General features: G+C 48.0%; 24 protein-coding genes. All 24 read right to left on the reverse strand.

Annotation, left to right across the window (positions count from 1 at the left end; all coding sequences use genetic code 11):
• Position 1 precedes the first annotated feature (1 nt).
• Positions 2 to 1849: an Ig-like domain-containing protein gene (locus tag ACUUHJ_RS19010; RefSeq protein ID WP_472299629.1), complete on the reverse strand. Its 1848-nt coding sequence runs from the start codon at positions 1847 to 1849 to the stop codon at positions 2 to 4.
• 334 nt (positions 1850 to 2183) lie between these two features.
• Complete coding sequence (locus ACUUHJ_RS19015; RefSeq protein WP_016743292.1) at positions 2184 to 2561, reverse strand: YraN family protein; 378 nt, start codon at positions 2559 to 2561, stop codon at positions 2184 to 2186.
• Complete coding sequence (locus ACUUHJ_RS19020) at positions 2561 to 2851, reverse strand: EscU/YscU/HrcU family type III secretion system export apparatus switch protein (RefSeq protein ID WP_015891881.1); 291 nt, start codon at positions 2849 to 2851, stop codon at positions 2561 to 2563. Before ACUUHJ_RS19020 ends, ACUUHJ_RS19015 begins: the two co-directional genes overlap by 1 nt.
• Entirely contained in the window at positions 2848 to 4740 is a 1893-nt protein-coding gene (locus ACUUHJ_RS19025) for a hypothetical protein (protein WP_472299630.1), read from the reverse strand. Before ACUUHJ_RS19025 ends, ACUUHJ_RS19020 begins: the two co-directional genes overlap by 4 nt.
• A gap of 40 nt (positions 4741 to 4780) precedes the next feature.
• The gene (locus ACUUHJ_RS19030; protein WP_289673479.1) at positions 4781 to 5557 is read right to left on the reverse strand and encodes a ribonuclease HII; all 777 of its coding nucleotides are present in this window, start codon (positions 5555 to 5557) and stop codon (positions 4781 to 4783) included.
• 85 nt (positions 5558 to 5642) lie between these two features.
• Entirely contained in the window at positions 5643 to 6536 is an 894-nt protein-coding gene (gene ylqF / locus ACUUHJ_RS19035) for a ribosome biogenesis GTPase YlqF (protein ID WP_015891884.1), read from the reverse strand.
• A 28-nt stretch (positions 6537 to 6564) separates the two neighbouring features.
• A complete protein-coding gene (gene lepB, locus ACUUHJ_RS19040) occupies positions 6565 to 7128 on the reverse strand; it encodes a signal peptidase I (RefSeq protein WP_142496597.1) in 564 nt (187 codons plus the stop codon).
• A 135-nt stretch (positions 7129 to 7263) separates the two neighbouring features.
• Entirely contained in the window at positions 7264 to 7611 is a 348-nt protein-coding gene (rplS, locus tag ACUUHJ_RS19045) for a 50S ribosomal protein L19 (protein ID WP_015891886.1), read from the reverse strand.
• Positions 7612 to 7777: 166 nt separating this feature from the next.
• Positions 7778 to 8509: a tRNA (guanosine(37)-N1)-methyltransferase TrmD gene (gene trmD / locus ACUUHJ_RS19050; RefSeq protein WP_472299631.1), complete on the reverse strand. Its 732-nt coding sequence runs from the start codon at positions 8507 to 8509 to the stop codon at positions 7778 to 7780.
• Positions 8510 to 8521: 12 nt separating this feature from the next.
• Positions 8522 to 9049 carry a ribosome maturation factor RimM gene (gene rimM / locus ACUUHJ_RS19055; RefSeq protein WP_064200683.1) on the reverse strand — a complete coding sequence of 176 codons (528 nt, stop codon included), beginning with the start codon at positions 9047 to 9049 and terminating at the stop codon, positions 8522 to 8524.
• On the reverse strand, positions 9046 to 9483 hold the full coding sequence (locus tag ACUUHJ_RS19060) for a YlqD family protein (RefSeq protein ID WP_472299632.1): 438 nt from the start codon (positions 9481 to 9483) through the stop codon (positions 9046 to 9048). The genes rimM and ACUUHJ_RS19060 overlap by 4 nt, the downstream gene beginning before the upstream one ends.
• 86 nt (positions 9484 to 9569) lie before the next feature.
• Positions 9570 to 9797 carry a KH domain-containing protein gene (locus ACUUHJ_RS19065; protein WP_007719711.1) on the reverse strand — a complete coding sequence of 76 codons (228 nt, stop codon included), beginning with the start codon at positions 9795 to 9797 and terminating at the stop codon, positions 9570 to 9572.
• Positions 9798 to 9820: 23 nt separating this feature from the next.
• Positions 9821 to 10093, reverse strand: coding sequence for a 30S ribosomal protein S16 (rpsP, locus tag ACUUHJ_RS19070; protein WP_007719713.1), 273 nt, complete (start codon positions 10091 to 10093; stop codon positions 9821 to 9823).
• 112 nt (positions 10094 to 10205) lie between these two features.
• A complete protein-coding gene (ffh, locus tag ACUUHJ_RS19075; protein WP_472299633.1) occupies positions 10206 to 11618 on the reverse strand; it encodes a signal recognition particle protein in 1413 nt (470 codons plus the stop codon).
• A 10-nt stretch (positions 11619 to 11628) separates the two neighbouring features.
• Complete coding sequence (locus ACUUHJ_RS19080; protein ID WP_016743283.1) at positions 11629 to 11967, reverse strand: putative DNA-binding protein; 339 nt, start codon at positions 11965 to 11967, stop codon at positions 11629 to 11631.
• A gap of 143 nt (positions 11968 to 12110) precedes the next feature.
• The gene (gene ftsY, locus ACUUHJ_RS19085; RefSeq protein ID WP_016743282.1) at positions 12111 to 13118 is read right to left on the reverse strand and encodes a signal recognition particle-docking protein FtsY; all 1008 of its coding nucleotides are present in this window, start codon (positions 13116 to 13118) and stop codon (positions 12111 to 12113) included.
• A gap of 45 nt (positions 13119 to 13163) precedes the next feature.
• A complete protein-coding gene (smc, locus tag ACUUHJ_RS19090; protein WP_472299634.1) occupies positions 13164 to 16736 on the reverse strand; it encodes a chromosome segregation protein SMC in 3573 nt (1190 codons plus the stop codon).
• A gap of 260 nt (positions 16737 to 16996) precedes the next feature.
• A complete protein-coding gene (rnc, locus tag ACUUHJ_RS19095) occupies positions 16997 to 17683 on the reverse strand; it encodes a ribonuclease III (RefSeq protein WP_026043146.1) in 687 nt (228 codons plus the stop codon).
• 54 nt (positions 17684 to 17737) lie between these two features.
• Positions 17738 to 18979, reverse strand: a complete 1242-nt coding sequence (gene fabF / locus ACUUHJ_RS19100; RefSeq protein ID WP_289673485.1) for a beta-ketoacyl-ACP synthase II — start codon at positions 18977 to 18979, stop codon at positions 17738 to 17740.
• Between the two features lie 136 nt (positions 18980 to 19115).
• Entirely contained in the window at positions 19116 to 19349 is a 234-nt protein-coding gene (gene acpP, locus ACUUHJ_RS19105) for an acyl carrier protein (protein ID WP_005834336.1), read from the reverse strand.
• A gap of 85 nt (positions 19350 to 19434) precedes the next feature.
• Entirely contained in the window at positions 19435 to 20175 is a 741-nt protein-coding gene (gene fabG / locus ACUUHJ_RS19110; RefSeq protein WP_289673486.1) for a 3-oxoacyl-[acyl-carrier-protein] reductase, read from the reverse strand.
• Positions 20169 to 21119, reverse strand: a complete 951-nt coding sequence (fabD, locus tag ACUUHJ_RS19115) for an ACP S-malonyltransferase (RefSeq protein ID WP_472299635.1) — start codon at positions 21117 to 21119, stop codon at positions 20169 to 20171. Before fabD ends, fabG begins: the two co-directional genes overlap by 7 nt.
• A gap of 2 nt (positions 21120 to 21121) precedes the next feature.
• Positions 21122 to 22138, reverse strand: a complete 1017-nt coding sequence (locus tag ACUUHJ_RS19120; protein ID WP_289678115.1) for a beta-ketoacyl-ACP synthase III — start codon at positions 22136 to 22138, stop codon at positions 21122 to 21124.
• Between the two features lie 5 nt (positions 22139 to 22143).
• Positions 22144 to 23151: a phosphate acyltransferase PlsX gene (plsX, locus tag ACUUHJ_RS19125; protein WP_015891899.1), complete on the reverse strand. Its 1008-nt coding sequence runs from the start codon at positions 23149 to 23151 to the stop codon at positions 22144 to 22146.
• Positions 23152 to 23157 lie beyond the last annotated feature (6 nt).

Genomic DNA, 23157 nt, shown 5'->3' on the forward strand with positions numbered 1-23157 from the left:
ATTATTTTACCGTTACTTCGATTTCCACTTCATAGCCTTTGTATTCAGCTGTAATAGTGGCCTTACCTTTCTTTTTAGCTTTTACCACACCGCTGCTGGATACGGAAGCTACGGAAGTTTTATCGGACTTCCATTTAGCTTTCGTGCTGCTGATATCATCGCCATCATAGGTGAGCGTAATCTTTTCGGAGTCACCCTTTTTCATGGAAATGCTTGTGTCATCTGCTTCCAGCTTGCTTGAGCTTTTGCTGTCAACTTTTACTTCAATTTCAACTTTTTCACCTTTATACGTAGCTGTAATCGTTGCCGTACCTTTAGCTTTTGCTGTAATTGTACCACTGCTGCTAACGGTTGCTACAGAAGATTTAGAGGTTTTCCAGGTTGCCTTTGAACCGCTGATTGAACTTCCATCGTATTTCAGGCGAATCGTTTCTTTTGCACCCTTTTTCAAGGAAATGCTCGTATCGCTTGCTTCCAGCATGTCTGAAGAGGAAGAAGTATCTACTTTTACATCAATTTCTACCTTGTAGCCTTTGTATTCTGCTGTAATAGTAGCGGAACCCTTGGCTTGGGCTGTAATCACACCACTGCTATTTACAGTTGCTACAGAAGAATTAGACGTTCTCCAAGTTGCACTGGAAAGAGAAATTCTTTCATTATCGAATTTGAGCAGTACAAAGTCTTGCTGCCCTTTTTTCATAGAGATTTTTGTTTCTTCTGCTTCAAGTCTGCCAGAGATATCTACTTTTACGTCAATTTCAACTTTGTGACCTTTGTATTCAGCTGTAATGGTTGCAGTGCCGGTTCCTTTTGCTGTAATCACACCATTATCTACAGTAGCAACAGAAGATTTAGATGTTCTCCAAGTTGCTTTCGAACCGCTGAGTGTATCTCCATCGTATTTCAGCTTAACGGTTTCTTTGTCCCCTTTTTTCAAGGAGATGCTGGTTTCATCTGCTTCCAGTTTACCAGAACTGTCTGTATCTACGTAAACCTCAATTTCTACTTCGTAGCCTTTGTATTTTGCAGTGATCGTTGCTGTACCTTTGCTTTTTGCAGTAACGACACCATCATCGTTTACGGTTGCTACAGAGGACTTGGAAGTTTTCCAGGTTGCTTTTGAACCAGAAAGTTTATCGTCGTCATATGTCAACTTAATGGTTTCTTTATCGCCTTTTTCCAATTTCAGTTTGGTAACATCTGCTTCCAGCTTACCGTCTGAATTTCCGCCGCCTTCAACATCAACGTGGATTTCTACCTCTTGGTCTTTGTAGCTCGCAGTAATAACTGTGCTTCCTTCGCCTACACCTTTAATGTCACCATCGTCAACAGTTGCTACAGTTTTATCCGCGGTTTTCCAAGTTGCTTTTGATCCAGGGATACTGCTGCCCGCAAATTTTAAACTAACGTTTGTCTTTTTACCTTTTTTAACAGAAACCTCTGTTTTCGTTGCTTCGAGAGTCTGCGCTCTGTCAACAGTCACTCTAACTGTAGCGCGATAACCATTGTATCTGGCAGTAACAACAGTCGTGCCTACTTTCTTACCGTACACAACCCCATTGCTAACAGAAGCGATGCTGGAGCTGCCAATTTCCCAATCAACCAATGCGTTATCGATAGGGCTGCCATTATAAGTAAGGCGAATGGTTTCTGTATCTCCAATCGTGACGTTCAAAGAGCCTGCGCTTGCTTTCAACCCAGTAGTGCTTGCTACCATGCTATAAGCTTCAATAGATTGTGGTGTCGCAACTTGTGCAGAAGCAATGCCAGTAACTGAAAACTGAACAGTACAAATAGCTGCTACTGCTAAGGAGACGTTTTTCATTAGATTGTTCTTAATCTTTTTCATGTTTTTTACCTCCAAATTATTTCCTATACTTCTATTGACGAATGAGATGGAAAAATGTCACACCAAAACAGCTTTTTTTTGAAAAATATTTGTTTTTCTTTTAAACAACTGTTTATAACCCGGATTCATAAGCAAAATTGACACGAGTTATGGGCTTGTCTGTACGAATCGATCCTTTTCATCAAAAAAAATGCTTCCCAGCTTTTGAGCCGGAAAGCGGATATTGATGCTTGGAGGAGTTTCATCGCGTCGAGTACAGTACATAGTACGCTGGCTCTGCGACTGATGCTGTAGACGTATCCCCAATATATCCGTGGTCAAGAGCCCGTTTTTCCTAGAAAGCACTCTCATAATGCTCAATGACAGGCTTCATGAAGTCTTCACCTTGTGTTGATGCACCGGTGTAAATTGCGATGACATCAAAACGAAAGGTCGGGATTGGCTGTGCGCTTTTTTGCAAGTATTCGATGGCAAGCTCACGCAGCTTCTGTTTCTTCTTCCAAGTAATGGACTCGCCTGCCGTTCCAAAAGATTGGCTGCTCCTCGTTCGAACCTCAATAAAAACCAAGCATTTTCCGTCTAGAGCAATCAAATCCATTTCCCCACGTTTTGTTCGAACATTTCGATCGACAATGCGGAAACCCTTGTTCACTAAATATCCTTCTGCAAGCTGTTCTCCTCTTTGACCAAGAAGACGACGGCGATCACTCATTATTTGGTTCCTCCGCCTTTATCGATCCGATAGACAAAAGCAAGGATTTCTGCCACAACTTGATACAGCTCCGGCGGTATTTGTTGATCCAAATCCAGCTTGCCCAAAACCTCTACAAGTGATGGATCCTCCTGTACCGGTATATCATGCTCCTTCGCTGTCTTCAGTATATTATCAGCCACGTACCCTTTTCCTTTTGCCACGACCTTTGGCGCTTCCATGGTACCCGCCTGATATTTTAGTGCAACTGCCTGTTTGCGTTTTTGCTCTGAAGGGGATGGCGGCATCATACGCGAAGGTCAACCCCTTTATAGTCAGCCAGGATGGGGCCTTTGGTTTGAATCGGACTTGTCGACTTCACGCGCTCGGCCGGGACTGGCTGGACTCGCATAGCCGATAGATGGTAGCCAACGTCCTGTAATTGGTCAGCAAAACGATCCTTGGCCCCTTGAATGAGTCCTTCCACCCATGGCGTATCGTTAAAAATTTGCAGGTTAACGATTCGATTCACGATGCTTACATCAATCATCGTTGTCCCCATACCTTGGAGTTCCAAATGAAAGAAAAGACGACAGTTCTCCGGATCAAGCTGTCCAGAGCCTTTCTTTTTCGATTCGATTTGGACAAAAGCCGTCTCATCCCCTTCACCTTGGCGAATCGGAATTTGCATGACGATTTGAGATAAGGCTTGGTTAGAGGGCTGTACCATCATCAACTGTTGTCCGGTCACTTGTTGCAGCAGTTGATCTGCTGCTTCACGCAAGCCGGATGGCAGTGCCTGAGCTGGCGCTTGACTGATTTGCAGCAAGAGGGATTTAACTGTATCCATCTGCTTTAATGAATGCGAATCGATCGCTCCCTGTGAAAATGCCTGGCCCATCAATTCTCTCTCGTGGGTTACGCCTAAATGACGAAACAATTCAGCAATCGGGTTAGCAGTTGTGGCTCCATTCGCTGCACCAGCTGCTTGAGACATCATTTGTGGTACGACTTTTTGCCCCGCGTCGTTCACTACGACCCTTGGCTCAGCCATCTGCTTGTTTTGGGCCCGGTCCTGATTCATCTGTAATGACTGAGGAGTAGGCAAGGGCTCGTTTCGAGCAATCTTTGAATCGATGCTTGGACCACTGGTCTGGTTAGGCAGCAACTGATTACTCTTTCCGGTCATGGCGTTTTGCTGCGAGTCTACCTTTTTAGCGGCAGTGTTTGGTGCAGACACTGTTTCAGTAGAAACAGTTGAGGAACCAGGTTGTGATGGCGTAGGTATGTTACTTGGAGCTACCATTGATGGTTGAGGCGATGTCTGAACTTGCGACGAAGGTTGACCACTCAGTGGAGGCAGCGGCTGTGTCTGGCTTCCCCCATTCGTGTTCTGCGAAGCACCTTGATTGGGCTGATTCCCTTGTGGCATTTGTTTGACTACCAGTCCCTCGTCTGTTCCATTGGTGCCCGTGATAAGGAAAGGGAGTCCCGTCAACTTTTCTTTTAACTGACTAACAAGCTGTTTGACATCTCCCGTTGCTGCATTAGCTTGTCCGGGGACCTGCTGTGATTGGCTTTGAGGCACCTGCCCTGTCATCTGTGAAGGTTGGCCCTCCCCTTCTAAAAAGAGCGAGGCTTGCTGAAGCAGGTTTTGTATGAGCTGCCCCATTGGCTTGTCCGATAAAAAAGCTTTGAGCCCTGCAATTGTATCAGGGGTCAGTGGCAAATTTCGTTTCATGGCAGTCATGAATGCCTCAATAGTGGCATTGTCTACGCCTAATCGCCCAGTAACGGCTGAAAAAGCTTGTATGGTCTCCTTATTCACAGGAAGATTGGCACCAAGCAGCGCTTGCATGATCGCTTTGTTCTCTTTTGTATCGGCAATCCCTAGTGATCGCATTAGCCCGTCTAGAGATGCGTCTTTACCAGCTCCTTCACCGGCACTATCCAAAACCTTCAACGTGACGACACCTGTTGATGGCTGGACTTGCAGCCAAGCTTTTTGGCCCGGTTCCAGACTTGCCTCCATTTTAGCCTGAACCTGCATTCCCCCGACTTGTACGAGCGCCATATTGTCCGGGTAATTCTTGATTACCGTGCCTTTAAACACTTGTCCGGGAGTAAGCTCAACCGGCTTCGGAGCGGATATGGGTGCTTTTTGCACGAATGATTGAATTAGTTGCGACGGGGAAAACATGCAGATCCTCCTCCTGTAGCTAGTATGTTCCTAGCACTTGTTAGGCGTGTTCTTTTACTCCAGTGAAAGTCTTGCGATGAATCGGTGTAGGTCCAAATCGAGCGATTGCTGCCAGATGCTCTGGGGTGCCGTAGCCTGCGTGTTTGTCAAAGCCATAGGCTGGATACTGTTCGGCATACTCAGTCATCAATCGATCACGGGTGACCTTCGCCACAATCGATGCGGCTGCAATTGAAACGCTTTTGGCATCTCCCCCGATAATCGGAACCTGCTCGCAATTCATTCCAGTTAGCTGTACGGCGTCAATCAGTAATACGTCTGGAGCGATATCTGCCTGTTGGATCGCCAGCTTCATCGCTTCTTTTGTAGCAGCTAGTATATTGATCGCATCAATTCTTGCTGCATCGACAATGCCGATTCCCACAGCAAGTGCATCTCTTTGAATGATTTCGCAAAAAGCCTCCCGAGTAGATACGGGTATCTTCTTCGAGTCATTCAGGCCTGGCAAGTAAAAATCTTTTGGCAGACACACGGCACATGCAACAACTGGACCAGCCAATGGACCTCTCCCAACCTCATCAATCCCGAATATGTATTGATGCCCCTTATCAAACATGGCTTTCTCATAGACGGTCATGTCAGTCCACATCTGTGCGAGCTTTTCTTGACGTGCAATCGCTGCCTCCGCCTGCTTCGCCAAAGCCTGTACACCTGCTCTTTTATCTTCTTTCAGCAATTGTAAAAAATCTTTGGGTACCTCGTCCAACTTTTCCATCGTCACTCGTATTTCTTTTATCGACATATCCGCTAGATTCATTGACTCATTTCTCCTTACCGATCCTCATAGTAAAAAACCTGCCTACCGTATATGTCGATAGACAGGTTTTTGCTAGCTGGAAAGTTTATTCTGGAAAAGATACTGGCTTACCAATCGGTTCGTCCATTTCCCAGTCAATCGGGCGCTCGACAGAGACCGTTCCTAGCTTGCCGGAACGCAACTCACGCAGGAAAATTTCCGCTGCCTTGTCGTAGTCGATATTTCCGCCAGAAACGAGGCATCCGCGCTTCTTCCCGATTTCTTCGAGCATTTCTACTCGATCCTCAGGCAATTCTTTTAGCTTGAAGCGTTCGATCAGGCGTTCCGGATAGTAGTGCATCATGTAACTGATAACAAATAATGCTACCTCCGTAAAATCGATGAGCTCGTCTTTAATTGCCCCACTTGCCGCCAATCGCAGACCAACCATCTGATCTTCAAATTTCGGCCAAAGAATACCAGGCGTATCGAGAAGCTCCAGTGTATCGCCCATTTTCACCCATTGTTGCGCCTTGGTTACCGCTGGACGATCACCTGTCGCCGCTACCGAGCGCTTGGACAGGCGGTTAATGAGGGAAGACTTGCCGACATTGGGAATCCCCAAGATCATGATGCGAATGGCACGACCTTGCATCCCCCGCTCACTGCGCTTTGCCAGCATGTCAGCAGCTAGCTCCTTACACATTTCTGGCAGCTTGCTGACACCTTTTCCACTCAGGGCATCAATCGGCAATGTGCGAATGCCTTGCTTGCGAAAATAAGCGATCCACTCATCTGTTGCCCGTTCATCCGCCAAATCTGCTTTATTAAGTAATATCAAACGTGGTTTATCACTGACAATCTCGTCAATCATCGGATTGCGGCTGGAAAGCGGCAGACGTGCATCGAGAAGCTCGATGACTACATCGATTAATTTCAGCTTTTCCGTTACTTGACGACGTGCTTTAGCCATATGGCCAGGAAACCATTGGATCGTCATGATGTCTCACCTACCTTGAAGCTTTACGTTATCTTGTCAAGCGAATTCCCGCAACCGGCCAAAAAGTAAATTCAGCTCTGCCAACAACCGTACTGACGGCAACAGGACCGATGGCTCTGCTGTCATGACTGTTCAATCTGTTGTCGCCCATCACAAAGATATGGTCTGCTGGTATTTGGACTGGGGGAAAATCGTGGGTAAAGAACGGCTCTCCCTGCTGCTTCGCTTGTTCTTTTGATTGTGCAAGATACGGTTCCTCTACCACTTTACCATTGACCAGCAGTTGATCGTTTTTGACCTCTACTGTATCACCCTCAACAGCAATGACTCTTTTGATGTAATCTCGCTCCTTTTCCGCATGGAACACGATGATTTCACCAGGCCTCGGATCTTGCAAAAAATAAATAGCTTTGTTCACAACTAATTTTTCGCTGTTATGTAATGTACTTTCCATGGATTCGCCTTCTACAATAAACGGGGCGAACAAAAAGGTACGAATGAAAAACGCCAGGATTAAAGCGATCCCAAGTGCCTTTATCCATTCCCATAGTTCATTTTTCTTCTTATGACTGGAGGTAATTTCTTCGCTCATGACTTACGATCCTCCCATGAAAGCTCGTCCAACCTTAGCTGTAACATATGTCAAGATGAACTATTTTATTTCAAGATCGTTAAATGGAAAAAAGAGGCCTGGCAAGCAGGCCAGTCCTCTTTCTAAGCGTTACGCTTATCGACGAATTTCTTTAATACGAGCTGCTTTACCTACGCGATCGCGCAGATAGTACAGTTTCGCACGACGCACTTTACCATGACGCACGATTTCGATCTTGTCGATCTTAGGCGTGTGTACTGGGAATGTACGCTCAACACCTACGCCGTAAGAAATCTTACGAGCTGTAAATGTTTCGCTGATACCTGTACCGCGACGGCGAATGCATACGCCTTCGAACAGCTGGATACGCTCACGCTGACCCTCGATAACCTTAACGTGTACACGAACAGTGTCACCAGGTCGGAACGCAGGAATGTCCTGTTTCAATTGCGCTTTTTCCAGTTCACGGATAATTTGGTTCATTTGAATTTCCTCCTTCCGATAGACGTTCTTACTCGTCTAACCCATAGGTCCAGCCGCTTAGGCTGCGTTACGAGTAGCGGACCGCCTTAGTCAGCGGGCAAAATTGCCACAAGAAGTATATTAACACAGCGGGCACAAAACTACAAGACTCTTCTCCTATTGTTCCCTACTTTTTTTCCTGATCCAATTCAGCCAATAGCTTTTTCATTTCATCTGTCAGCGCCAACTTTTCCAACAAATCTGGACGCCGTGCTTTTGTTCGACGCAGTGATTCTTTTAACCGCCAGCTTTCAATATTGGCGTGATGCCCTGACAACAGTACATCTGGCACTTTCCAGCCGCGAAATTCCGCCGGTCTTGTGTAATGAGGGTACTCGAGCAATCCTGTTGAAAAGGAATCCTCAACGGCTGATGTCTGGTTTCCCAACGCTCCTGGTTGCAAACGAACGACACTGTCAATGACCACCATCGCCGCAAGCTCTCCCCCAGTCAGAACGTAGTCACCAATCGAGATCTCATCCGTGACGAGATGCTCCCGAATTCGCTCGTCGTACCCTTCATAATGACCGCAAATGAAGACAAGATGCTCCTCTTGCGCTAACTCTTCTGCCAGCTTCTGATGATAAGGCACACCCTGTGGACACATCAAAATCACTCGCGGTTTTTTCTCTCCCGTCAAGCCTTCTACGGCCCGGAACAACGGCTCAGGCTTCAAGACCATTCCTCCGCCACCGCCATAAGGGGTGTCATCTACCGTACCGTGCTTGCTCTCAGAGAAATCGCGAAAATTGGTGACGTGAAAATCAACCAGTTCTTTTTCGCTTGCCTTTCCCAAAATACTGCTGGATAAAACACCTGTAAACATTTCGGGAAAGAGCGTGAAAATATCGATCCGCATCTGAAGTTCCTCCTACAACAAGCCTTCCATCAGATGGCAGACCACACGTTTGTTTGCGATGTCCACTTCCTTGATGCATTCATCGATATACGGCAGCAAGATTTCTCCGCGTTTTCCCTTCACTACCCACACATCGTTTGCTCCTGGCTGCATGACATCCACGATTTTCCCCAGTTCTTCGCCCTCGTCAGTTACTACGACGCAACCGACGAGCTGATGAATGTAGAACTCGTCCTCTTCTAATTCCATCAGCGCTTCCGCTGGAATCTTCAACTCTCCGCCCTTGTACTTTTCGATATCGTTAATATGCTCAAAGCCATGAAAGCTCACGATCTCAAAGTTTTTATGCGGGCGACGGGAAGCGATTTTCAATTTTAACGGCTCACTGAGTGTCGGATGGAACAAGTACAGCTCATTTCCTTTGCGAAAGCGCTGATCTGGAAAGTCAGTCGTTGGTGTTACACGTACTTCACCACGCAGGCCATGCGTATTAACCAGTTTACCTACTCCGTAAAAACTATTTTGGCTCAACGTGTTCATTCCTCCTTTTCTTTGTTCCCATTTTTCGTTTGTAACCGAATCTCATGTACCAGGCCATCTTTTATCATGATTTCCGTTCCGGACATCATTTCATCCCAATCATCGCCCTCTTGGATCGTGACAGGGCTTTGAACAGTCTGGTAATCGATCTCGCTTCCCTCCGGGAGATTTTCTACCTGTTGGAGGGTATATGTCAGGTGATCTATCTTTTCCTTGCGTCGACGCTCTTCCTGCGCGATTTTTTCCTGCGCCAACGCATATGTATCCGCAGACTTTTTCTTCGCCTCGGTTAATAGCTTTTTGGATTGAAACTGCCACTGCTCCCACTCTTTACGCTGCAAACGAAGTCGTTGGCTATACTGATCAATGAGAGCAGCCCGTGATGCTTCCGTAATAATCAGTTTAACCTGTACCGTCCGAAATATAGTAAGCACCTTCGCCACTCCTTTCGGAAAAATCATCAAGGTCTATGAGCATCTTGGATACTAGAAAAAAGACTGGGAAAGCTCCCAGCCTTTTCTCATACAATTTCAACCGTGACACGCTTGTCCGTTTCCACGGATGCGGCGATCACGACCGTGCGCAGGGCTTTCGCGATTCGACCTTGCTTGCCAATAATCTTCCCCATATCATCAGGGTGTACCGACAATTCAAAGACGAGAGTTCGCTCTTTGTCCACTGCGTTAACACGAACCTCATTCGGATGATCGACGAGAGCTTTAGCGATCGTTTCGACCAGCGCTTTCATCATCAAACCTCCAGATGACCGACTTACTTGCCGTATTTGGTTTCGTGCACTTTAGCCATAACGCCTTCTTTGGAGAGAAGGTTACGAACGGTATCAGTTGGAGCTGCACCATTCAGGATCCATTGTACCGCTTTGTCGGTATCAATTTTCACCACTGCCGGTTGAGCAACCGGATTGTAGTAACCGATTTCTTCAATGAAACGGCCATCGCGTGGGGAACGGGAGTCAGCTACTACTACACGGTAGAAAGGAGCTTTCTTGGAACCCATACGCTTCAGACGGATTTTTACTGCCATGTTGTGTCACCTCCTGTATTAATCAACGCGAGAAGAACATCTGCGTTGGTGCTACTATATCTGAACCATCGCGTCCAGCTGACAAGTCAGTGTCGCGAGAGATCATGCCTACTTACTTGAACGGTGGCTTGAAGTTAAAGGGGAAGTTCATCCCGCCCTGGTTGTTGCCTCCGCCTTTTCCCATGAAAGGTAATCCGAAGCCCTTTTTCTTCGACTTCTTGACCATCTTATCAGCAGCGCCTGAGAATTGCTTCATCATCTTTTTCATTTCCTCGAACTGCTTGAGGAAGCGATTGACTTCTTGAATACTCGTTCCGCTTCCGCTTGCGATACGCTTGCGACGGCTAGCATTCAATAAATCAGGATTCGCGCGCTCTTGTTTGGTCATGGATTTGGCGATCGCTTCAACGCGGGCAATCTGCTTTTCATCCACGTTCATTTTGCCCTTCATCTTGTTCATTCCTGGCAGCATGCCGAGAATGTCTTCAAAAGGACCCAGGTTGCGAAGCTGCTGCATGGAATCCAAGAACATGTCGAAGGTAAACTCACCTTGACGCATTTGGCGTTCCATATCGCGTGCTTTGTCTTCATCCACGGATGCCTGTGCTTTTTCAATCAGGCTGAGTACGTCCCCCATACCCAAAATACGGGAAGCCATACGATCCGGATGAAACGGTTCGAGCGCATCCAGCTTTTCACCCATTGCCGCGAATTTAATCGGCTTGCCAGTGACAGCTTTGACGGACAGTGCCGCACCGCCTCGGGTATCACCGTCGAGCTTTGTGAGAACCACACCAGTCAGTTCGAGCTGGCTATTAAAGCTCTCTGCTACATTGACGGCATCTTGACCTGTCATCGCGTCCACGACGAGCAAAATCTCATCGGGCTTGGTTACCTCGCGAATCTGTTTCAACTCGTCCATCAGCGCTTCGTCAATATGCAAGCGACCTGCGGTATCGATGAGGACTACGTCGAGATGATTCGTCTTTGCGTGTTCAATCGCTTGGCGAGCGATTTCGACAGGACTGACTTGATCACCGAGAGTGAAGACGGGAACATTGAGTTGGTCCCCTAAAACCTGAAGCTGCTTGATCGCAGCAGGACGGTAAATGTCTCCCGCTACCAGAAGCGGCTTGCGGTTTTGCTTTTGCAAATACTTGGCCAGCTTACCAGTTGTGGTCGTTTTACCTGCCCCTTGCAGACCTGCCATCATGATGACGGTCGGCGGGCGGTGCGCCATCGTGAGCTGAGCGACGTTGCCACCCATCAGAGCGACCAGCTCTTCATTCACGATCTTGATCACCATTTGACCAGGTGTCAGGCTTTTCATAACTTCCTGACCGACTGCGCGCTCCTTGACACGAGCAACGAAGTCTTTTACTACTTTAAAGTTAACGTCTGCTTCCAGCAGGGCCAGACGAACTTCACGCATCGCTTCATTCACGATGGTCTCGTCTATTTTCCCTCTGCCGCGCAGTTTGTCAAACGCGTTTTGCAGCCGATTGGCTAAGCTCTCAAACGCCATGCGAGCCCTCCTAATCCATCTCTGACAGTTGGTGGAGCAAAGTGTTCAGCTCGTCTCTTGTCTCGCTCTCCGAAAGCTCATTTACAAGTTCGTTCATGCGATTCAACACGTCCATGCGTTTTTCATGACGTTCAGCGAGGCGAAGCTTCTGATCGTATTCAAACAGTTGCTTCTCTGCCCGCTTGATATGATCATAAACAGCTTGGCGGCTGACCTCATGCATCTCGGCAATTTCTCCGAGCGATAAATCGTCCAGATAATACAGCTCAAGATATTCTCGCTGCTTGCCCTTGAGTAGCGGCGCGTAAAAGTCAAACAAGAGATTGACTTGATTGGTCTTTTCTAACATGAAACCAATCCTTTGCTATGAGGTACTCGTTTCAAACTGTAAAGACTTTTTCTTTACAGCACGTAGATTATAGTACCTAATTCCACACCTAGTGTCAAGGTTTTTTATTGACATCATTTTTTTATCTTTGAAACACTATGTTTTTACGCATTTTCCTGCTCTTCTGTTTCATCTTTTTGGATCAATCCAGCAAACAGCGCATGAACAAATTGCTCAGGATCAAACTGCTGCAAGTCATCCATTCTTTCACCCAACCCGACGTATTTCACCGGAATGTTCAGCTCGTTGCGAATCGCAATGACGATACCGCCCTTTGCTGTACCATCCAGCTTGGTCAGGACTAAACCTGTTACTCCAGCAGACTGTCCAAACGTTTTCGCCTGCGAAAGCGCATTTTGCCCTGTGGTAGCGTCCAAAACTAGCAAAACCTCGTGCGGAGCTCCTGGCAATTCGCGTTGCAATACGCGGTGTACCTTCGCCAGCTCTTCCATGAGATTGACTTTGTTTTGCAAACGACCTGCGGTATCACACAACAGCACATCGACCTGTCGGGATTTCGCTGCCTGAATCGCATCGTAGATCACGGCAGCCGGATCAGAGCCTTGTTGCTGCTTGATTACGTCAACTCCTACACGCTCTCCCCAAACTTCCAGCTGTTCAATCGCTGCTGCACGGAATGTGTCACCTGCTGCCAGCAGCACTTTTTTATTTTGCTGCTTGAACATATGCGCCATTTTACCGATTGTGGTTGTTTTCCCTACTCCATTGACCCCTACGAACAAAATGACGTTCAGACGACCGTCCTCTACGTTCAGAGTCGTATCCGCAGCATCATCATTTTTCAAAAGGGCAACCAGTTTTTCTGAGAGAATCGGCTGCAGGTCGATCGCATTCTCGATTTTTTGCTTGCGCACTTCTGTCCGCAAGTCGTCTATGAGCTCCATTACGGTATTGACGCCCACATCGGATGTAATCAAAATTTCTTCTAATTCATCGAAAAAGTCATCGTCGATCTTTTTGTAGCGACGTACCAGATCCTCTACTTTTTCTACTAGCAGGTCTCTCGTTTTCGCCAAACCATCCGTAAACTTCTGGGTGACCTCTTCGGATTTTTGGACAATAGCATCACGTAGGCGCTTGAAAAAACTCATGTTCATCTTCCTTTGCGGGTAGTATCAATTGAATGGCAAATCCGTTTAAGAGGCTGATTCGATAAATTTGTCACTGTCCTCCAGCTTCACGGAGACGAGTTTGGACACGCCGCCCTCCTGCATCGTGATACCGTATAGCACATCTGCGCTCTCCATTGTGCCTTTTCTGTGTGTGACACAAATAAACTGCGTCTGGTTGCTGAAATGGTGCATATACTCGGCGAAACGATTAACGTTTGCCTCGTCCAAAGCGGCTTCTACCTCATCCAATACACAGAATGGCACTGGCTTCACACGCAGGATGGCAAATAGCAAGGCCATCGCCGTCAAAGCACGTTCGCCCCCGGATAAGAGCGCAAGATTTTGCAGCTTCTTGCCAGGTGGCTGCGCCACGATATCGATGCCTGTCTCAAGTAGATTATCTGGGTTGGAGAGGACAAGATCTGCGCGTCCTCCGCCAAACAGTTGGACAAACACGTCGCGGAACTGCTCTGAGATTGCATCAAATGTTTCTTTGAAGCGGCGCGACATCTCTGCGTCCATTTCTTGGATCACTTGATAGAGCATGTCTTTTGCTTCATTCAAATCAGCTTCCTGCGAGCTTAAGAACTGCTGACGCTCTGACAAGCGCTCATATTCCTCAATCGCACCAAGATTCACAGTGCCAAGTGCCCCAATCTGCTTTTTCAGACGATTGACCACTTGTGTCTCTTCCTGAATCTCGCCACGTGCCGGATATTTTTGCTTCGCCAGGTCGTAGCTCATTTCGTATTCTTCGGAGAGTTTATTCAACAGATGATCGAGCTCTACCTCGTTACGATTGACTTTTACTTCTTCCTGATGAAGCTTTTCCTCAAGCGATTTGACCTCGCGGCGGATTTCCTTGACCTGCTGTTCCACTTGCTCCTGTTTGTAAAAGAGAGTGGCCCGCTCACTTCGCCGCTCTTGAATCAAGCCGGCTACACGGTCTTTATCCTGACGCAATTCGCTAATGCGCTGATCCAGCTCAAGCCCGGACGATTCGTTCGTACGCTCCAGTTCATCAAGAGATGCCAAGTTCGCGTTTTGTTCTTCCCATTCGTGCTGCAATTGGTTTTTTTGCTCCAGCAAGCGTTCTGTTTGCTCCAAGCGTGATTGATACTCTTGCTTGACCTGCGCATTCAGCACTTTAAGACTTGTTATTTTTTGATTCATTTCTTCTTTGGATTCGAGCTGCTCTTGGCGTTTCGCCTCAGCTTCTGCGATCTGCTCACTGAGCTCTTTTTCCTCTTGCTCCATGGCAGTCAAAGAAGCTTGCAGCTGCTCTTGCTTGCGTTTGGCTTCTTCCATCTCGCGGCGATAGCTTTCAATATCTTGCTCAACTAGCTTTGCTCGCTCGCCCAAGGATCTGCCTTCCGATTCTTTTTGCTGCAAGAGCCCTTTAACTTCCTGTTCTTTCAGTCGCAGACTTTCGCCCTCTGTCCGCAGAGCTTCTTGCTCCTGCTGCATTTGCGCTAGTTCTTTCGTCAGCTGCTCCATAAGGGTAGTATGCCCAGAAATTGCCTGCTCGATTTCTACCAGCTGTGCTTCCAGTTCTTCTGATTGACGGTTGCGTCCAAGCAGGTTCGTGCTGTTCTTTTTCAAGGCACCTCCTGTCATGGAACCGCCAGCATTCACGATATCGCCTTCCAGTGTCACGACGCGGTAGCGGTAGCCAAGCGTACGGGCCACACGGTTTGCCTGCTCCAGCTTTTCCGTAATAATGACATTGCCCAATAAACTTTCGAGGATGGGTCGATACGCTTCCTCAAAGGTCACGAGCTCACTCGCGATTCCGACGACTCCACTCTCTTCCTCCAGCTGGCGCTTATCGCTTGCCTGCAAGGTGCGAGGACGGATGACATCGAGCGGTAGAAATGTTGCCCTACCTGCATTATGCTGCTTCAAGTGAGCAATGGCTGCACGACCAGATGCTTCGTTGTCCACGACGACGTTTTGCAGTGCGCCACCCAATGCGACTTCCATCGCTGTCTCGTATTGCTGTGGCACGACAACGAGCTCAGCGACTGCTCCATGGATCCCTTTGAAGCCCCGCTCGCGTGCTTTCAAAATTTCTTTTACCCCTTGCTGAAACCCTGCGAACTCCGACTGCATTTCTTTTAACAGGTCAAAACGGGACTTCGCTGCTTCCCGCTTTTGTTCCCAGTGGCGCAGCTCTCGACGGGCTGTTTCAAGGCGGGCTTGTCCTTCGCGCATGCCCTCGACTAGCTCTTTGTATCTAACGCCGGTTTCTTGAATGGTAGAAACGATCTTCTCCAGCTGATCGTGGAGTTGGCTCAACTGATTTAGACGCTGCTCTTCTTCTTCATCGAGCTGTTTTTTTCCAGACAATTGACGTTCGACTCTGGCCTCGCTTGTCTTGAGAAGCTGCTCTTGATGACGATTTTCGTTGCGCAGATTCGCCATTTCGTTGAGCTTTTCGAAGTAATCACTCTTCAAACGCTCCACGTCATCTGTCAGTGATTGCACCATGGAAAAAAATTGACCTTCTGCTTCTTGCAGCGAAGCGTGGGCATCGGTCATGCGACGATCCGCTTCCTTGGCCCGCTCTTGTTCTTCTGCCAGTTCGGCCTCAAGACCGTGCTGCTTCTCAGTAATCCGATGCATCTGCTCCATCGTCTGCTGGCGATTGGCATTGAGATTGCGCATACGCTCCCGCAATACCTCACGTTGTCCTTCGACTTTCTCGGTCTCTTCACTAACTGTCAAAAGAACTTGTTGCAGTTCTTCGATCGATTGGTCGATTTGGGTGACATGAAAACGCGCCTGCTCCAAATCAGCTTCTTGCTTGGATGCTTCGGTCGTTTGTCCGATTAACAGATGCTTGAGTTCCTCTACGCGTGCTGTGGCTGCTTCCCACTTCGTGTGAGCTACTTCAATTTGCTGCACGTAAAGAGCTACTTCATGCTCAACCAGCTTGCGATGAAGCTCCTTGTACGTCTTGGCTGTTTCTGCTTGCTCTTGCAAAGGTCCGATTTGCTCCGTAATTTCACTGACGATATCGTGAATACGCACGAGATTTTGTTCGGTGTCATCGAGCTTTTTCTCCGCCTCGCGCTTGCGTGTTTTGTATTTGACGATTCCGGCTGCTTCTTCAAATATTCCACGGCGATCCTCGGACTTGGTACTGAGAATTTCCTCAATTTTACCTTGACCGATAATCGAATACGCTTCTTTCCCCAGCCCCGTATCCATGAACATCTCCATAATGTCTTTTAGACGGCAGGATCTGTTGTTTATGTAGTACTCACTATCACCAGAACGATACACTCTGCGGGTAACGGATACCTCCGAATATTCCACATCAAGCGAACGATCTGTATTGTCCAAGGTGAGTGTCACTTCTGCGAAATTCACTGGCTTGCGCTTGTCACTACCCGCGAAAATAATGTCTTCCATTTTCGCTCCACGCAACGACTTCGCGCTCTGTTCTCCCAGCACCCAGCGGATCGAATCAGAAACGTTACTTTTCCCACTTCCATTCGGTCCCACTACGGCTGTTACCCCTGGTACAAATTCCAATTCCGTGCGATCGGCAAAGGATTTGAATCCAGCCAGCTCCAGGCGTTTCAAATACATACGTACGGTCCTCCTTAAGAAACCATCCAAGACTGCCTGCCAAATGGACAGACTTACAAACATGCAAGGATCGGATGGTACCCGAAAAGAAGCCCCTGCATCGAACAGGAGCTACCTACTACGAGCCTACATGGTCATCTGTAGGTAAGTGTATCATAGATAGCGGTCATCTCGCAGTATTTTCCCTCTGTTTCCCACCGGAAAGAAAAAAGCTGCACCATCTTGTAGCAGATGATGCAGCCCTTCTCGCTGACGAGTGATTATTTATCCCCCAGCTTGACCAATGCTCGTGCAGCAGCTTGCTGTTCCGCTTCTTTTTTGGAGCGGCCAGAGCCGATACCAAGCGAACGATTGTTCAATAGCACTTCAGATACGAACTCTCGATTATGAGCTGGTCCTTTTTCTTCTACAATTCGGTAATGGATGTCTCCCAGATTGTCTTGTTGAACAAATTCCTGCAACTGGCTCTTGAAGTCGGTTACCTGGGCAAACTCTCCTTTGTCAATGCGCGGGTAGACGTATTTTTCCATAAAGGAAAAGACTGCGTCCAACCCCTGATCCAAGTAAAGCGCACCTACAAACGCCTCAAAAACGTCCGCTAGCAAGGCTGGTCGCTGACGTCCACCTGTCAGCTCTTCCCCTTTTCCCAGCAATACGAGATCGCCAAAATTCAACAGTTCAGCAAACTTGACGAGAGAAGGCTCACAGACAATGGCTGCACGCAGCTTTGTCATTTCCCCTTCGCTCATCTTCGGAAAAGTTTTATACAAAAACTGGGAGACGGTCAATTCCAACACAGCATCCCCCAAAAACTCTAGCCGCTCATTGTCTGATATTCGTTTGCCGCGTTGCTCGTTCACGTAGGAAGAATGGGTGAATGCCTGCCGCAAAACACTTTCATCGCGAAAGCGAAAGCCTATCGTTTCTTGCAGCTGTGCAAAATTCATCACCCTCACCACCATTCCAGGAGACTGCCTACTTTTTCTATCAGTAGGGCTCATTTATGCTTCGTATCGCTTCAGGATTACCGTTGCGTTATGACCGCCGAATCCAAATGTATTGGAAACAGCCACATTGACGGTCGCCTTACGCGCATGGTTCGGAACATAGTCCAGATCACATTCTGGATCCGGGTTTTCCAAGTTGATTGTTGGAGGCAGTATTTGATCACGCAGCGCATATGCCGTCGCGATTGCCTCGACGCCACCCGTAGCACCCAGCAAATGGCCTGTCATCGATTTGGTCGAGCTGACAGCCAATTTGTACGCGTGCTCGCCAAATACAGTCTTGATCGCTTGTGTTTCTGCTATATCTCCTTGGCCAGTAGAAGTACCATGTGCATTGATATATTGGACTTCTGTTGGGTCAACGCCAGCGTCTTTCAGTGCGCTTGCCATGCAACGCGCAGCTCCTTCGCCACCAGGAGATGGAGAAGTAATATGATGCGCATCTGCACTCATCCCGTAGCCAATGATTTCCGCGATGATCGTTGCTCCACGTTTTTTCGCATGCTCGAGCTCTTCCAGGATCAGAACACCAGCACCTTCGCCCATTACAAAGCCATCACGATCCTTGTCAAACGGACGGCTTGCTTTTTGTGGCTCATCGTTTCTGGTGGACATCGCTTTCGCTGAGCAAAAGCCTGCAAATCCCATTGGACGCACGGTTGCTTCTGCTCCGCCTGCGATCATGACATCTGCGTGATCAAACTGGATCAAACGCAGCGCTTCACCGATTGCATTTGTACCTGTCGCACAAGCGGTAATCGCACTGGAGGTTGGTCCTTTTGCACCGTATTGAATGGATACTGCACCAGACGCCATGTTCGCAATTAGCATCGGAATAAAGAATGGACTCACACGACGTGGACCTTTTTCCAACAAGACGGAATGCTGTTCTTCCCATGTAGTCAGACCACCGATTCCGGACCCGATGTATACACCCACTCGTTCCGCATTTTCTGGCGTGATTTCCAGTTTTGCATCTTCTACAGCCATTTTGGCAGCAGCTAATCCAAACTGAACGAATCGGTCTGTACGTCGGATATCTTTCTTGTCCATATACTGCTCAGGATCGAAGTTTTTCACTTCGCCTGCAATTTGTGTTGGATAATCAGAAGCGTCAAAGGCAGCCACACGGTCAATGCCTGATTTTCCTTCCAGCAAGCTGTTCCAAAAAGTCTGTGCGTCATTCCCTACTGGAGAAACGACACCAACGCCAGTAATCACCACTCTGCGTTTCATTGCAATCACCTCTATATGAAAGTCAGCAGTCAGCTTCAAACATTCACTGCATGCAAAACGTGTATTTATTTGGATTATGTACAGGTGGCTATTGAAGGAGAAGTCCCGTATGGTACGGGACTTCCAACAGATCAACCTACTTGTGAGATTCTATGTATTTAACAACCTCACCAACAGAAGTGATCTTTTCAGCATCTTCGTCGGAAATCTCTAAATCAAACTCATCTTCGAGTTCCATTACGAGTTCAACCACATCCAGGGAGTCAGCGCCCAGGTCTTCTTTGAAAGAAGCTTCCAAAGTAATTTTGGACTCATCTACACCCAGACGATCGACGATGATTTTCTTTACACGCTCCAAAGTATCTGCCATCTTGCTTCACCCCCTCTCCCGTATTATAGTGGATGAGCTTTCAAAAAACCAGTTCTCGTAAAAACGCTCGTTTGAGGTTTTCTTCCTACATGTACATTCCGCCGTCTACGTGCAGGGTCTGCCCTGTCATGTAGTTGGCTGCGTCGGATGCCAGGAACAGCACGACAGATGCGATATCTTCTGTTTGTCCCAAACGGGCAAGCGGAATTTGGCTTGTGAGCCCTGCTTTGACATCCTCCGGCAATACAGCAGTCATTTCTGTATCGATAAATCCTGGCGCAACAGCATTCACCGTAATATTACGGCTAGCCAGCTCGCGAGCAGCCGTCTTCGTCAAGCCGATAACCCCAGCTTTTGCCGCCACGTAGTTTGCTTGTCCTGCGTTCCCCAAAACACCTACCACAGAAGTGATGTTGATGATTTTACCTGAACGCTGCTTCATCATCGGGCGAGTCGCTGCTTTTACGCAGTTGAATACACCCTTCAGATTCGTCGCAATCACATCATCCCACTCGTCTTCTTTCATACGCATGATCAGGTTGTCGCGAGTAATTCCCGCATTATTTACGAGAATATCGATCACACCAAAATGTTCCAAAGCAGCTTTGAACATCTCGTTGACATCTTCTGTAGAAGAAACGTTCGCGCGAATCATAATGGCATCGCGGCCCATTTCTTTAATAAGGGCAACAGTTTCACTCGCTGCCGCTTCACTACCTGCGTAATTGACAACTACATTCGCGCCAGCTTCTGCCAGCTTCAATGCGATCGCACGCCCGATACCACGGGAAGCCCCTGTGACCAGTGCTGTTTTTCCAGTTAACATAGTACCCCTCCGTTCAAAAGCTCAGTAAGTGAATCTATGTCCTGCACAGAGATAATCATCGTATCCGCTGGTGCGATTTTCTTGATTAAACCAGCCAAAACTTTTCCTGGACCGATTTCTACAAAAGTGGTCACACCTGCTTCGACCATCCATTGTACAGAATCCTCCCACAAAACTGGAGCGGAAACTTGTTGAACCAATTGATCTACAATGATTGTAGCCTCAGATACTGGCCTAGCTGTTACGTTTGCCACGACAGGCACTGTCGCTTCTTGTACCGTAACGCCAGCCAAAACAGCTTGCAGTTTATCTGCTGCCGGCTGCATCAAGCTCGAGTGGAACGGGCCGCTTACATTCAATGGAAGGACGCGCTTTGCGCCCGCTTCCTTCGCTTTTTCCCCGGCCAGCTTCACACCTTCAGCAGAACCAGAGATGACAATTTGGCCTGGGCAGTTCATGTTCGCTAATTGAACAGGATGTCCAGATGCCGTTACTTCTTCGCAAACCGCATGCAGTGCTGCGCGATCCATATTCAAGACAGCGGCCATTGCACCTTGTCCCGCTGGCACTGCCTCTTCCATGAACTGACCACGAGCTCGCACAGTTTTGACTGCATCTGCAAAGGACAAGGCCCCAGCTGCAACCAAAGCGGAATACTCACCCAAGCTGTGACCCGCCACAAACGCAGGCTTATAGTCAGGCAACTTTTCGTTCAATGCTGCCAAAACAGCGATGCTTGCTGTCAAAATAGCTGGCTGTGTGTTTGCTGTCAGCTTCAATTCCTCTTCTGGTCCTGCAAAACACAGTCCCGACAAGGAAAAGCCGAGCGCTTCATCAGCCTGCTCAAATATGTGACGGGCCGCTTCCGATTGTTCGGAGAGCGCTTGCCCCATTCCTACAAATTGTGAACCTTGCCCTGGAAAAACAAAGGCTACCTTTCCCATTCCTACTTGCTCCCTTCTGCCGGGGTTGTGCACCACTTCAAGAGCGTCGCTCCCCAAGTCAATCCGCCACCAAACCCAACCAGAATCAGGTTATCGCCTTCTTTTACGCGACCAGCCTTTACCGCTTCATCCAGTGCTACAGGAATAGAAGCAGAGGACATGTTTCCATAGCGATCCAGGTTGATCGCAACTTTATCCTCAGACAGACCGAAACGCTGTACAGCAGAGTCGATAATGCGTTTGTTTGCCTGATGCGGCACTAACAGGTCGATCTCATCCTTCGATACGCCCGCTTTGGACAAGACAGCCTCTGTTGCAGAATTCATCACGCGAACGGCGAATTTGAAAACTTCTCCGCCTGCCATATAGAGATAATGCAGCCCTTGTTCGACAGACTCAGCAGATGCAGGCGTTCTGGAGCCACCTGCCGGCAAGCACAAGAGCGAACCGCCTGATCCATCTGCGCCGAGCTCAAAGGACTGGAAGCCGTAGCCCTCGGTAACTTCACCGATAACAGCCGCACCCGCACCGTCTCCGAACAACACACATGTATTTCGATCTTTGTAATTCGTAATTTTGGACAAGGTCTCAACGCCTACGACCAACACTTTTTTATACAAACCGTTTTGGACGAACTGAGTCGCTGTTGTAATTCCGTACAAAAAGCCTGTGCAAGCCGCGGAAAGATCCATTGCAGCGGCGCGTGTAGCACCCAGCTTTTCTTGCAACAAGCAAGCAGTAGACGGGAACGACATGTCAGGTGTTACGGTAGCGACAATGATCATATCCAGCTGTTCCGCACTGATATTTGCTTTTTCGAGAGCAGCTTTGGCAGCCTCGTAAGCCAAGTCGGAAGAAGCTTGCTCCGGTGAGCTAATGCGGCGTTCTCTGATTCCAGTACGGGAAACAATCCACTCATCAGAGGTTTCCACCATTTTCTCCAGATCAAAGTTCGTCAATACCCGCTCCGGTGTATAAGAGCCTGTAGACAAAATCCCTACTGAACGCTTTGCACTCATCTGCTTCACTCGCTTTCTCCCAAAGTATTTTTCTGTAATGATTGCTGGATAACCTCGTTCACGTCCTGCTGAACAAACCGCGTAGCACTGACGATCGCGTTTTTCATTGCACGCTCATTTGAGGAACCATGAGCTTTGATCACAGGGGATTTCAATCCCAACAAGGGAGCTCCACCGTATTCCGCATAATCCATTTTCTTTTTAAAACGAACCAATCCAGGTTTCAGAATGGCGGCTCCTAGCTTATTAATCAGGCTGGAAGTAAACTCCTGCTTCAACTGCGAAAAGATTGTGGAGGCTGCACCCTCTACGGCTTTTAACAAAACATTTCCTACAAAGCCGTCGCATACGAGCACATCACAGGCTCCTTGCATAACATCGCGTGCTTCCACATTTCCTACAAAATTCAAGTCAGCTTCTTGAAGGAGAGGAAAAACAGCTTTCGTCAATTCGTTTCCTTTTCCTTCTTCCGTCCCGACATTGAGCAAGCCTACTGTCGGACGCTCAAAGCCCAACACTTTTTCAGCATACAAGCTCCCCATCACCGCGTATTGTACAAGCTGATGTGGCTTGGCATCCATATTGGCTCCGACGTCTAGTGTCAGTGTTACGCGGCCTTTTGAATTCGGGATGTAAGCACAAAGCGCCGGGCGCTCGATTCCATCCATGCGACCTGCGTAGAGCAAGCCCGCTGTCATTAAAGCGCCCGTATTTCCTGCCGAAATCATCGCGTCGACTTTTTTCTCGCGCGCCATCTCAACTGCTACGACCAGCGAAGAATTTTTCTTACGCCGAACAGCTCGAACCGGTTCATCATCTGGCAAAATCACTTCCGCTGCAGGAACGATTTCAATGTTTGCCGGAATATCCTGCGGCAAATGGTTCCGAATAGCCTGTTCATCTCCCACCAATACAACTGTAATGGCCGGGTTTTCCTTGATGGCAGCAAGCGCCCCTAATACGGTACTCTTCGGTGCGTGATCGCCGCCCATCGCATCCACTGCAATTCGCAACCGTGA

It is taken from the genome of Brevibacillus schisleri (genome assembly GCF_055685845.1).